The sequence below is a fragment of the Vibrio anguillarum genome, from assembly GCF_003390515.1.
In the GTDB taxonomy this organism is placed as follows: Bacteria; Pseudomonadota; Gammaproteobacteria; order Enterobacterales; family Vibrionaceae; genus Vibrio; species Vibrio anguillarum.
Window position 1 is genome coordinate 856491 of the sequence record NZ_CP031479.1, and the last position, 13759, is coordinate 870249.

The 13759-nt window shown below is 47.6% G+C and carries 8 protein-coding genes; 4 read left to right on the forward strand and 4 right to left on the reverse strand.

The annotated features are described in order from the left end of the window. Positions 1–88: 88 nt before the first annotated feature. From dapD to DD616_RS07955, 3 genes are all read right to left on the reverse strand, one after another. Positions 89–1120 carry a 2,3,4,5-tetrahydropyridine-2,6-dicarboxylate N-succinyltransferase gene (gene dapD / locus DD616_RS07945; protein WP_081245327.1) on the reverse strand — a complete coding sequence of 344 codons (1032 nt, stop codon included), beginning with the start codon at positions 1118–1120 and terminating at the stop codon, positions 89–91. Positions 1121–1363: 243 nt separating this feature from the next. Continuing rightward, positions 1364–1663: a YebG family protein gene (locus tag DD616_RS07950; RefSeq protein WP_010318120.1), complete on the reverse strand. Its 300-nt coding sequence runs from the start codon at positions 1661–1663 to the stop codon at positions 1364–1366. 97 nt (positions 1664–1760) lie between these two features. Continuing rightward, complete coding sequence (locus DD616_RS07955) at positions 1761–2654, reverse strand: LysR family transcriptional regulator (RefSeq protein WP_064625837.1); 894 nt, start codon at positions 2652–2654, stop codon at positions 1761–1763. A 117-nt stretch (positions 2655–2771) separates the two neighbouring features. Between DD616_RS07955 and DD616_RS07960 the strand changes: the two genes are divergently transcribed. The 4 genes from DD616_RS07960 (at position 2772) to recD (ending at position 13344) form a co-directional block, all read left to right on the forward strand. Next, on the forward strand, positions 2772–3788 hold the full coding sequence (locus DD616_RS07960; protein WP_088732809.1) for a TDT family transporter: 1017 nt from the start codon (positions 2772–2774) through the stop codon (positions 3786–3788). A gap of 98 nt (positions 3789–3886) precedes the next feature. Next, entirely contained in the window at positions 3887–7330 is a 3444-nt protein-coding gene (recC, locus tag DD616_RS07965; RefSeq protein WP_208872153.1) for an exodeoxyribonuclease V subunit gamma, read from the forward strand. Positions 7331–7603: 273 nt separating this feature from the next. After that, on the forward strand, positions 7604–11221 hold the full coding sequence (gene recB / locus DD616_RS07970) for an exodeoxyribonuclease V subunit beta (RefSeq protein ID WP_370685853.1): 3618 nt from the start codon (positions 7604–7606) through the stop codon (positions 11219–11221). Next, a complete protein-coding gene (gene recD, locus DD616_RS07975) occupies positions 11218–13344 on the forward strand; it encodes an exodeoxyribonuclease V subunit alpha (RefSeq protein ID WP_208872154.1) in 2127 nt (708 codons plus the stop codon). Before recB ends, recD begins: the two co-directional genes overlap by 4 nt. Before the next feature lie 114 nt (positions 13345–13458). On the opposite strand, the gene DD616_RS17335 is transcribed toward recD, so the two are convergent. Continuing rightward, positions 13459–13638, reverse strand: coding sequence for a hypothetical protein (locus DD616_RS17335; RefSeq protein ID WP_013856153.1), 180 nt, complete (start codon positions 13636–13638; stop codon positions 13459–13461). Positions 13639–13759: the final 121 nt, after the last annotated feature.

Here is a 13759-nt window from a genome sequence, read left to right on the forward strand (position 1 = left end):
AAAAAAGTAGAAAGTAGCCTAGCAGTAGAAAGCGCGCAAAAGAAAAAGGCTTGGCACATCGCCAAGCCGTTTTATCAGAAAAACTGGATCAGTTATGGCTGTGCAGCATGCTGTTCAGTTCAACGGCTGATTTATTGGCTAAACACTCAATTTGACCTGTGATCGAGTTGCGACGGAAAAGTAGATCCGATACTCCAGCTAAATCACGTGCTTTGACGATTTCCACTTCTTGGCCTTGGTTATCGAGCATACGCACTTTAGTGCCAGCAGTTACATACAAACCTGATTCTATCGTGCAGCGATCGCCGAGTGGGAAACCTAAGCCTGCATTTGCGCCAAGCAGTGAGTTTTCACCGATAGAGACCACGACCTTACCGCCGCCAGAAAGCGTACCCATGATAGAAGCGCCACCGCCGATGTCCGATCCATTACCAACAACCACACCAGCAGAAATACGCCCTTCAACCATGCTCACGCCTGTTGTACCAGCGTTGAAGTTGATAAAACCTTCATGCATCACAGTGGTACCTTCGCCCACGTGCGCGCCAAGGCGAACGCGCGAGGTATCCGCAATACGGATGCCCGCTGGGACAATGTAATCAACCATTTTCGGGAATTTATCGACACAATCTACCGTTAAAGCACGGCCTGCAAGGCGAGCTTCAATTTGACGATCTGCTAGTTCAGGTAGGTCGATAGGACCTTCATTGGTCCATGCGATGTTGTGCAGCAGGCCAAAAATACCATCAAGCACAGTACCGTGTGGTTTCACTAAACGGTGTGAAATCAGTTGTAGCTTCAAAAAGCCTTCAGCGACTGATTGAGGTTGTTGGTCGGAAGCTAAAATAACCAGCACTAGTGGTTGTGAGGCGTTAGCGGCTTTATCGGCAAAATTGGCATTGTTAGCCTGATCATGTTGAGCAAATATCGCGGCGAGTTGGGCGCTTTGCTCGGTTGAGATGTCGAGATACTGGTTGCCTTCGCCATAACCAGAGACTTGAGCAAGCTCGCTCACTAGTGCGTCACTTGGGTTGAGAATTGGCGCTGGAAAAAACGCTTCAATAATTTTTCCATCACGGTTTTTGGTTGCCGTGCCAAAGGCAAGTGCAAAGTAAGCCATTTTGATATCTCCATGTTGTCACTATTGATGCGCTCGCCAGCGTAGGTTGAGCATCATTGCGGCGCACTCGATTTATCAAGCATCATAAAGAGTGAGGCAGGGGTAGGAAAGGGCAAAAGGGGAGAAAGTCCGTAAAACGATACCTTTTGTCTTTTTAGCGATGTATTTCTTTAGACAGAAATACAAAACCGCTGACGAAGCAGCGGTCTTTTCACGTTCTATCATCTTAAGCGTTTAATCGCCTTAAGCTGCATCTTCTTCTGGTGCTTCGTCTTTTACCGCTTTGGCTTTTTTAGGCTTAGCCGGTGCAGGCTTGCGCTTTGCGCCAAGTGCGTAAAGCACTTCTTCTTTGTTTTGCGCTAAGAACATCGCCAAAGCTTCTTGCTTGGCTTCATCTTCTAGCAACTCACTTTTCCCTAACAGTTCGAAAAGCTCATCTGCCATATCGAGCATTTTGTCATAAGCGTCAGCGTCTGCTTTAGAGGTAAAAGTCATCTTTTCTTCTCCGTTGCGTTCCACCACGTACTTGACGATTACAGCCATGGTTAATCCTCTAACTTAGTCATTAATTCTACTGGCTGTTTATACAGTTTTTAAACCATGAAGTCTAGGTGAGCAGGAAAAAGTGAGAGGTGGATGGCTACTCTTTGTTCCATTGATAACAAAATTCAATAAAGTGTTTGAGCAGTGGGCTTTGGTATTTTTCTTTATGCACCAATAGCCAAAAACGGCGTTTCATGTCCAGCGGAACATCGAGTCTTTTAACCCGGCCATCTTGCAGTGCTGAATGCGCAGCAAGGGTGGATAAACAGCCCAAGCCTAACCCTGCCGAAACACTGTTGATTAAGGCTTCAGTGGTATTCAATTCAAAGGCTTCATGCCACTGCTCAAGTCGTGGTGCGATAGCCCGTAAGAAAAACTCTCGCGAGCCAGAACCCGCTTCGCGCAATACCCATTGGCTCTGTTCGAAATCATTGAGGGTGAGCTGATTTATTATTGTGAGTGGATGTTCGGGTGCGCAAATAATACACATTTCATCGTGTGAAAAAGGCGTTGAAATCAGCTCTGGGTGCAGTGTTTTTCCTTCAATCAACGCGAGATCCAGTTCGTAATCGACCAACTTTTGGCAAATCAGCGCCGAGTTGGAAATAAACAAACTTTGCGAGATGTGTTGGGTTTGCTGGCGAAATTGACTGAGTAGATAAGGCGCAACATGGTTGCCAATCGTATCACTGGTACCAATGCGCAATTGGCCTGCGAGGGTTTGCTCACTGTCAAACAGTTGGTTGATGTTGCTCGCACGGCTTAGCAGTTCATCGGCGAGCGGCAACAGTTTTTGTCCCTCTTGATTGAGGATTAAACGGTTATTGACCCTATCGAACAGCGCATGCCCAAGCTGTTTTTCCAGTTCAGACAGTGACATGCTCACGGCCGCTTTTGACAAAAACAGCGCCTCTGCGGCTTGGGTCAAGGTTTTATGTTGCGTAATCGAAGTGAATACTTTCAATTGCTTAAGAGAAATATTGGCAGCCATAAATTTGTTTAATTAATCTGAACGTGTGTTCTATATATTTAGATATATCAGAACAAAAGGCAAGCGTATGATAGCGACATTGAACAACTACTTTGTTAGTTCTGATGAGAGGTCAATATGATTCGAGCAGCAAAAGCGAAAGTTATGGGTGCGCCAACCCCTATGGCGGGTTTAGCTCTAGGCATCGCAAGCTTGGGTTGGAGTTGGGAAAACTTTGCACCATTACAAGGTTATGGCCAATTAAGTGGAGCCGTTATTGCCAGCGTGTTACTGGTGGTTCTTGCGTTTAAATTTCTCTTTCATGGCCACTTATTACGCCAAGATCTCGCTCATCCGGTCGTGGGCAGTGTTGTGCCTACTTTTGCGATGGGCACAATGGTGGTTTCCAATTCATTAGGCCATTTTTACCCAATGGCCGGTGATGCGTTATGGCTATTTGCTGTGGGTTTACACATCATCTTCTTGGTCAGTTTTTTGTACCATCGCGCGCAGTCTTTTGAACTTCACCACATGGTGCCAAGTTGGTTCGTTCCACCTGTGGGTATTATTGTGGCCGACGTGGCATTTTCTGGAAACCCAGCACTTGCACCAATCGCAAATGCAACCATGATGTTCGGTTTAGTCGCTTATGCGGTGATGCTGCCGATGATGATTTACCGTTTCATGTTCACACATGAAGTTCCAGATGCAGCAAAACCAACCATGGCTATTTTGGCGGCACCAGCGAGCCTCTCATTGGCTGGTTACTTAACTGTCACGGCTAACCCATCGCCAGTGATCATCGGCATTTTATTTGGTATTGCCGTGTTAATGACAACGATTATCTACTTAGCTTTCTTTAAATTATTACGCTTGCCTTTTAGCCCAGGCTACGCAGCGTTTACCTTCCCAATGGTGATTGGTGCAACGGCGCTATTTAAACTCACACATTGGATGGAAACCGTTGGGGTGAGTGCTGAGTATGTACAGCAAGTGCATTGGTTAGCTGGGTTAGAGTTGATTGTGGCAACTATTGTGGTGGGTTATGTTGCTGTTCGTTACTTAAATTTCTATCAACCTCATCGCGTGCTACTCAGCAGCATGAATGAGCTAGAAGAGCAAGATGAACACGCATTGAACTGTGAAATGAAATAGCCTGCAGTTTAGGCAATTCAAAACATAAAATTCTCAAGTATAGAATGCACTTATGCTAATCTCAGTCCTTATTGTGACAAGAAAAGCGTGAGTGCATTTTGTTTACTGTCTACCATTCCAATAAAGTCGATACCTTAAAGATCCTACTCGTGCATTTGATCAAAAGTGCACCGTTAGCCAACCCCTTTGAGAAAGAGCAGATCTTGGTGCAAAGCCCGGGGATGTCGCAATGGCTCAAAATGGCCTTAGCGAAAGAGCTCGGTGTGGCGGCGAACCTTGAGTTTCCTCTACCGGCGACCTTTATCTGGGACATGTTCACTAAAGTGCTACCTGATGTGCCTAAGCGCAGCGCTTTTAACAAAGAAGCGATGACGTGGAAACTGATGCATCTGTTGCCAACCTTGCTCACGCTCGACCCCTTTGCTCCTCTGCAGCGTTATCTTGAACAGGATGATGACCATTCCAAGCTCTATCAGTTGGCCGAGAAAATTGCCGATATTTTTGATGGTTATTTAGTCTACCGCCCCGATTGGATTGCCAAGTGGGAGGCGGGCGATGATGTGAGCGAGATTGGTGATGAACATCCATGGCAGCCGATATTATGGCAAGCCTTATATCAATACACGCTAGATCAAGGCCAGTCGCACTACCATCGTGCCAATCTCTATCAAAGTTTTATTGATCAGCTTGCGCGTGGCTCGGTTGATTTAACCAAACTGCCCAAACGTTTGTTTATTTTCGGTATTTCGTCACTGCCGCCTCGTTATATGGATGCACTCAAAGCGTTGGGCGAGCAGATTGATGTTCACTTGATGTTTACCAACCCTTGTCAGCATTATTGGGGCGATCTTCGAGATAGAAAAACGCTCGCCAGACTGCACAGTCAGCAACGTAAAACGTTCGCCTTACAAGGTGATGAGATTCAGTTTGAAGGGCAACGCTCGCCGCTTAAAGGTGACATTGAAGCTAACCTCGTGGATGAATTGCATACCGAAGCTGCGGTTGGCAATGAGTTATTGGCCTCGATGGGGAAACTTGGGCGCGATAATCTTTTTTTACTCTCCCAAACGGAAAATGAAGAGCACGAATTTTTTATTGATCTGCCACGCGATAACTTATTGCATCAGTTGCAGGCCGACATTTTACATTTGCAAGAGCATCGAGATGATAGTCAACTGGACAGTAGCGACCACAAACAAGTGATTGCTTTGGATGATCCATCGCTCACTCTTCATGCTTGCCATAGCCCGATGCGAGAAGTGGAAGTGTTGCACGATCAATTGTTGGCAATGTTTGATGCTGACCCTGAACTGAAACCGCGCGATATTATTGTGATGGTGGCGGACATCAATGCTTACAGCCCAGCCATTGCGGCGGTATTTGGTAACGCGCCGGGTGAACGCTTCATTCCTTACTCCATTTCAGACCGTACGGCAGATCAAGAGAGCCCGATCTTAGCGGCATTTATGCAATTAGTGCATTTACCCGATTCTCGCTGCCTAGCGTCAGAGTTATTAGAGCTGCTTGAAACTCCTGCGATGATGGCAAAATTTGAGCTTAATGAGCAAGACTTTGCGCAAGCCAAATTGTGGGTAGAAGAGTCAGGCATTCGCTGGGGGCTCAATGCGAGCACCGCGCAACAATTTGAGTTGCCGCAGACCGAGCAAAATACTTGGCAATTCGGGATTGAGCGCATGTTACTTGGTTATGCCATGCCTGCCTCAGCGGGTTTATTTACGCAAGGCGAAGTGACGCTCGCGCCTTATAATGAAGTGCAAGGCATGAACGCTGAATTGGCGGGTAAATTAGCGCACTTTATTCAGCAAGTGAGCCATTACCGCGAGCAGTTAGCACAAACCCAAAGCGTCGACGAGTGGCGCCGCTTGCTCGGTGAGATGCTTGGCGCTTTTTTCAAGGTTGAGTTGGAAGGGGAGCTCGCACTCAAGTCGATTCGCGACACCTTGTCGCAGTTAAAAGATCAACTGGCCGAGGCCGGTTATGAGCAAGCACTTGCGCCAAGTATTATTACTCAATATTTGCAAAACAAATTGTCAGGTACGCGCATCAGCCAGCGTTTTCTGGCGGGACAAGTCAATTTCTGTACTTTAATGCCAATGCGTTCCATCCCTTTTAAAACCGTTTGTTTACTAGGAATGAACGATGGCGTTTACCCGCGCACTATGCCAGCCGAAGGGTTTGATTTGATGAACGGTCGCACCCGCGCTGGCGATCGCTCGCGGCGTGACGATGACCGCTATTTGTTCTTAGAAGCGATGCTCTCGGCGCAGCAAACCTTGTACATCAGCTACGTCGGACGCTCAATTCAAGATAATACCGAACGCGTTCCTTCAGTGTTGGTCTCTGAGCTTTTAGAGTATTGCCAACAAAATTACTGTTTGGTCGGGGATGAAGCGCTTGGCAGCGATCAATCGGCCAAAAATTTAGCCTGTGCTTTAACGACCACTCACGCCATGGTGCCTTTTAGCCCTAATGCTTTTTTGAGTAAAACTGGTAGCTATGCCAAAGAGTGGCTACCTGCCGCCAGTCGGCAAGGGCGAGCCAGTGGTGAGTTTAATCTCGCCCTAAGCGATTATTTACAAGGGGCGAGCTTTCCTGTCAGTTTAGATCTGGTTGAGCTGCAACGGTTTTGGCGTTTGCCTGTGCAATATTTCTTTAACCGTCGCCTTAAAGTGACGTTCGAGCCTCCGTTACCGGTAATGGAAGATGATGAACCCTTTGCCTTAAACGGCTTGGAGAGCTACCAGTTACGCGATGAACTGCTAGAGTTGCTGCTTGATCAACCCAATTCACCGCATGCCCTTGAGAGATTCATTGACCAGCAGCGCGCGCAAGGAAAGTTACCGATTGGTGCTTTTGGATCCTTGGAATTTGAAACTAATCGCGTGCAAGCACAAGAATTGGCGCAAAGAATCGCTTTCTTATGCCATTCGCCACTTGATGACCAAGAGATCGATCTGCGATTTGAATTGTTTGGTGAAGGCAAAAACGTACAACTGACGGGGTGGCTGACTAAGCGCTATCAATCCGGTTTAGTGCGCTACCGCAGTGGTTCGATTCGCGCGCAGGACTATTTAGCCGCGTGGATTGATCACCTCTCACTAGCGGCGATGGGCGAAAGTCAACCTACTCATTTGATGGGCTACGATCGTAAAGAAGGTGTGCAGCATTTTATTTATCCGCCCATGCCCGATACCGAACAAGCCAAAGCGTTGCTCGCAGAACTGGCGGGTTTGTTTTATCAAGGTATGACAGCGCCGCTCGCTTACTTTCCAAAAACCGCGTTAGCCTGTGTGGAAGCTGGCTTCAGCCGTGGTCAATGGGTTGATGATCGCGATAAATCGCTCAAGAAAATGGCCGATAGCTTTAATGAAAGTTACATGAGCCACGGTGAAGGAAGCAATGTTTACATCGCGCGTATTTGGCCGCAGTGGAATGAAGCCTTAGCTGAGCAGGTGCGTTTATTGGCCACGTTGGTGATGCAAGGGCCACGATTGTGGGTGCAAGTGGCGCAGGATGTTTAGCGATGGATAACTGCTTGGAAAGTAGAGTGGCCGCCAGTCAATCATTATTGTGTAGGGCGTTTTCTGTACGGCCACAGGTCAGAGGGACCATGATTTGGTTGGTTCGCATCATCGTGAGATTTACGAAACACGTGGCGCGGATAGTAAAGGCTGCCCGTTTGGCGAACCGTGAGAAAGATCTCACAACGTCTTAATTTATAAACTTATTTTGATTATTCATACCATTATTCAAGCGCGATCACATTCGCTTGCGTATTCAAAGGCTAACTGTTTATGAGTATGACCCCGGCTACGGTCACAACACCATTAAATACCCTTACGTTCCCACTGCACGGAGCAAGGCTTATCGAAGCGTCGGCGGGCACAGGTAAAACCTTCACCATTGCAGGTTTGTATTTGCGCCTGTTACTTGGACATGGTGATGCAAAGTCACGTCATCAAGTGCCACTGACGGTCGATCAAATTCTAGTGGTTACCTTTACTGAAGCTGCCACTGCTGAGCTTCGCGACCGTATTCGGCGGCGCATTCATGAGGCGCGTATCGCTTTTTCGCGCGGTTTCAGTGATGACCCTGTTATCAAACCGCTACTTGAGCAAACCAGTCATCACAAGCAAGCGGCGCAAATATTACTGCAAGCGGAACGGCAGATGGATGAAGCGGCAGTCTATACCATTCACGGCTTTTGCCAGCGTATGCTCACCCAAAATGCGTTTGAATCGGGCAGCCGTTTTAATAACGAATTTGTGACCGATGAAAGTCATCTAAAAGCGCAAGTGGTCGCGGATTATTGGCGTCGTCAGTTCTATCCGTTGTCGATTCAGCTTGCTGCGGAAGTGCGCCGTTTATGGTCATCACCAGCGGCGCTGCTTGAAAAAATCAGTGGCTATTTAACTGGCTTGGCGCTAACGCTCTCTGTTGAAGCGATGAGTGGCGATTTAAGTGCGCTTTATCAATCGTGTCTGTCACGCATAGAGTCGCTAAAAAAGCAGTGGCTTGATTCATGCGATGATTTACCGCCATGCATTGAAGCTTCAGATTTGCATGCAGCAACCAAGAAAGCGTTGCTGAAACGGCTAGAAGGGTTAGCGTTGTGGGCGAACAACCCACAGCATGAATTGAACCTACCGAGCGAATTACAAGAGTTTGCACAAAGCGCGTTGGAGGCTAAGTCGAAAAAAGGTCAACCCCCGCAACATGCGCTGTTCACGACCATTGAGCTCTTTTTGCAACAACCCATCAGCTTAGAAGCGCCGCTGCTGGCGCACGCTATTACTCATTGCCGAGCCATGCTTGCCAAAGCGAAAGCACAAAAGCAGTGGTTATCGTTTGATGATTTGCTCACTCAGCTTTCTGCCGCGATAGATAATGATGAGCTGGGCATACTGACTGAGCGGATTCGCAGCCTTTACCCCGTTGCGATGATCGATGAATTCCAAGATACCGATCCGCTGCAATACAGTATTTTTAGCCGCATTTATCTGCCTAAGGCTGAATGCGGTTTGTTTATGATTGGCGACCCAAAACAAGCGATTTACGCGTTTCGTGGTGCAGACATTTTTACCTACATCAAAGCGCGTAAACAGGTGGGCGCACACTACACCTTGGGGACCAACTGGCGTTCTAGCGCGAATATGGTCAATGCCGTCAATCAGATTTTTAGTACGCCTGATAGTGCTTTTATCTACGACCAAGACATTCCCTTTTTACCCGTTGAAGCCAGCCCAAATGCGCAGCAGCGTCAATGGTGGCTTAACGGAACCGTGCAACCAGCGCTCACCTATTGGCTGCAAGAAACGCAAGACAGCCCGTTGCCAAAAGGCGAATACCTGCAATGCATGGCCAAAGCGTGCGCCAGCCAAATTCAGAGTATTTTGAGCGCCGCGCAGCATCAACAAGCGTACTTTGATACTGCTAAAGGGCAAAAGAGCGTGCAAGCCGGTGACATCGCAGTCTTAGTACGGACGGGTAATGAAGGTCGTATGGTGAAAGAGGCGCTCGCCACGCAAGGCATTGCTAGTGTTTATCTCTCGAACCGCGATAGTGTTTTTAGCAGCGAGGTAGCACAAGATGTACAGCGTCTATTGCAAGCGGTACTGACTCCTGAACATGATCGCGCCTTGCGGGCTTGTTTGGCCTCACCACTTTTCGCGTTAGATGCTGCCAGCTTGGATGATTTAAACAACGACGAATCGGTATGGGAAAACGCGGTTAACGAATTTAAACAGTATCGCCAATTGTGGCTTGAGCGCGGCGTGCTTCCTATGTTGCGCAGTGTGATGAGCAAACGTCACGTCGCTGAACGTTGGTTGGAAGAGCCGCAAGGTGAGCGCTCACTGACCGATTTTATGCACATCGGTGAGCTACTACAGCAAGCGCGACAAGAGATTGATAGCGATCACGGTTTGCTGCGTTGGCTAGCACAAGCTATCAGTGACGCCGAGCATGGCCTAGGGGGCCGTGATGATCAAATTCAACGTTTGGAATCCGAACGCAACCTAGTGCAGATCGTCACTATTCACAAATCGAAAGGTTTGGAATACGACTTAGTGTTTCTGCCGTTTGTGGTCAGCTATCGCGAGGCAAGTGAAGGCAAATATCATGATGCCGTGAATGAGGAAACTGTGCTGGATATTACCGCCAGTGAAGCTTCTCTCAAGCAAGCGGATAAAGAGCGGCTTGCGGAAGATCTGCGCTTGATTTATGTAGCGCTGACTCGTGCTGTGTATGGCTGTTTTATCGGCATTGCGCCGCTGCGTAATGGCCGCTCCACCAAAGAGCCAACCGGTGTGCATTTAAGTGCCATTGGCTATCTGCTGCAAAATGGTCAAGCCGCAGGCATTGCCGATCTTAACGCTGCGCTGCACGCTCAATCTAATCAATACATTCGTGTTTCTGAGCCACCAGCCGAGCAACCAGAGCCGTTTAAAGCGTTGAGCGTCGAGACGCCGGTATTGAGTGCCAAAACACTGCAAGCGCAGATTGACCGTTTTTGGCGAATGACCAGCTATTCTGGGTTGGTAAAACAAGGTGTGAAACACGCTAGCCACGACGCGAGTTTAGAAGTCTCAGGCTTTGATATCGACTCTGTTGATGAGCAAGCGGAAGCTTTACTGGTTGAACCTGAACGTTCCATTTTCACTTTTCCACGCGGTGCAACGCCCGGTACTTTTTTGCATTCTCTCTTTGAAGAGGTAGAGTTTACTGAGCCTGCTAGCAGCGATGCTAACCAAAAAGTGATACGGGATTTACTGGTGCGAGAACAAATCGATATTGAATGGTTACCTGTATTACAAACGCTGGTCGATACCGTGTTACAGACACCTTTAGATGGCAAAACGTTGCGTTTGAACCAAAAAACCGCCACTCAGCGCTTGGTTGAAATGGAATTTCTATTACCGATAGAAGTACTGAGCGCTCCTGCATTGAACCGTGTCATTCAACGCCATGATCCACTGTCGGCTAAAGCTGGAGATCTTGGTTTTTACACTGTGCAGGGCATGCTGAAGGGCTTTATTGATTTGCTGTTTGAGCATCAAGGAAAGTATTACGTGCTGGACTGGAAATCGAATCATTTGGGGGATGATGTGAGCGCCTATCATGGCGATCGTTTGAAAGCGGCGATGGCAGAGCATCGCTATGATTTACAATATCAACTCTATGCATTGGCGCTGCATCGATTCTTACGCAGCCGTCTAGCAAACTATGACTACCATCGCCATTTTGGCGGAGTCTATTATCTCTTTTTGCGCGGCATGGATGGCGAGTCTGAGCATGGGATTTTCTCAACCAAACCGAGCTTTGAACTGCTTGATGAGATGGACAGATTGATTGATGGAGAAACCGTAGATACTCGCGCGACCGATGCAGGGCAAATGGAGTTAGATTTATGAGCAGTACGCTAATGATAACGCTTAAGCAGTTAGCGGAAAAAGGCGCTATGCGTCAGTTAGATTACCAATTCGCGCGTTTTATCGAACAAAAAAGCCAGCAGCAACTTGGCGCTGAACATAGCCAAGCGCTCGGATTTATTGCCGCGGTGGTCAGTGCTGAATTGGCCAAGGGGCATATCTGCTTACCTTTAGTGGATGCTTCAACGGCACAGGGTGTCGACCTCGCAGCTAAGTTAGGCTTGTTTGGTGAGGCAGCATTGGCGATCAATCAGCACCTATTGGCGATTGATTGGCCTTGGCTACTCAACCGTTCAGACTTAGTCGGACAACAAGGGGAAGCGGTGCCTTTAATGTTTGATGGGCAACGTTTATATCTACACCGTTATTGGCATTATGAAGTTACCTTAGCACAGCGTTTAATCAGCTTTGGGACACCCATGAGCCTAAAGCCTACTGATGTCCAAAAGCTAAAATTGCTGCTAGATACACTGTTTGCGCGTCAATACCACTTTCTGCTCCATGCGCTTCGTCAATTGCCAGAGACAGCCAATGCATCAGCATGCCAGCAACAAGTGTGTGATTTTCTGGATGTGGTCAACGCCGATGAACTTGATTGGAATGAGATTGAGCAAGTCATTAGCCAAGCACGTACGGCGAAAGAACTTGAAGCATTAGAGACGCTGATCCCGCAAAGCGTTTGCATCAACTGGCAAAAAGTCGCAGCGGCAGTGGCACTGACACGCCGCTTTGCCGTGATTTCTGGCGGGCCGGGAACCGGTAAAACCACCACGGTTACCAAATTACTAGCCGCTTTGATTACCCAAGCCCAACAGCAAGGTGAGACGCCCACCATTAAATTGGTCGCACCAACGGGTAAAGCTGCGGCACGTTTGACGGAATCGATCGGTAAAGCGGTGGCTGAACTGGCGGTTGAGCCGGCGTTGAAAGCGGCGATTCCCACCGAGTCGAGCACTCTTCACCGTTTATTGGGCGTCATACCTAACAGTGTTGAGTTTCGTCACCATCAGCGTAACCCGCTGCATTTAGATATATTGGTGGTTGATGAAGCATCGATGGTCGATTTACCGATGATGGTCAAGTTAATCGAGGCATTACCCAAACACGCACGCTTGATTTTACTGGGTGATAAAGACCAACTCGCGTCAGTCGAAGCGGGCGCTGTGCTGGGGGACATTTGTTCATTTTTGACCTTAGGCTACAGCCGAGCGCACAGCGAGTACCTAGCTAAGTTAACAGGCTATCAAACACTGATTGCTCATTCACACCCTAACGTAACCCCGATTTCAGACAGTTTATGCATGCTGAAAAAAAGCTACCGCTTTGATGTCCGATCAGGCATTGGTCAATTCGCAAAAGCGATCAATGCTGGGCAAGTGGCTATGGTGGATGAGGTGTTAAAACGCAATTATGCTGATATTACGCACCACTCACTCAGCAGTGAAAGCTATAACCTAATGCTGAAAACCTTAGTCAAGGAGTATGGTCGTTATCTCACGCGCATCGAGAGTTCTGGTGCTTATACTGCGGAAACTCAAGCCCAAAAAGCCAAAGCCGTATTGGATTGCTTTAATCAATGCCGTTTGCTTTGCGCTATTCGTGAAGGGGATTTTGGGGTAAGTGGTTTGAATCAACGTATTGAACGTGCGCTGATCGCACGTAAGTTGATTAAGACTCAAGATGAGATTTGGTATCACGGCCGACCCGTGATGGTGGCGCGTAACGATCATGGGCTGGGTTTGTATAATGGTGATATCGGCATATGCATGCTTGATACGAGCGAGCAAGAACCGCGTTTGAAAGTGTATTTTGAGCTGCCAGATGGTAGCGTGAAAGCTATTTTACCAAGCCGCGTACCAGAGCACGAAACAGCCTATGCGATGACCATTCATAAATCACAAGGCAGTGAGTTTGATCTAACGCTGATGATTTTACCGCCTGATTTTAGCCCGATATTGACCAGAGAGCTTATCTATACTGGCATTACGCGCGCCAAGAAGCAGCTGATGCTTTTTGCTGACATGGGAACGATGAAACGAGGGCTCAAGATAAAAACGCAGCGAGCCAGCGGCTTAGTTACGAGATTAGACAAGAGACTAGCGTAAATCAGCAACTAGGATAAACGAGTTTGAGCTGTCCCCACACAGTTTGAAGTTTACATGGTATGTTCAATTCATTCCGTTGTTTGGGGGAAGCTCAATTACTGATTTGGTGTGCTGCTATGCGAAAGCATGAGTAAAAGAGATGTTTCTGATTTTATAACGATCTTGCGAGCTGAGTATAAAGACTCGTAGCTTGTCGTTAACGGGAAATACGCAATGCACATGTTGGCCTTCAAGGAATTGGTTATCAGCCATATCCCAAAAGCTTTGAAGTGAGTTACAAATAACAGTTTTCATAGAATTTTTGCTCTTAAGTACGTGTCGTAGTAAAAGCAATCCGTGCAAGCCGACCTACTGGTATCTGACCAATCGGTATAAAGCCAAGTTCCTGTGTTGTTCATTAAATGTACATCATTAA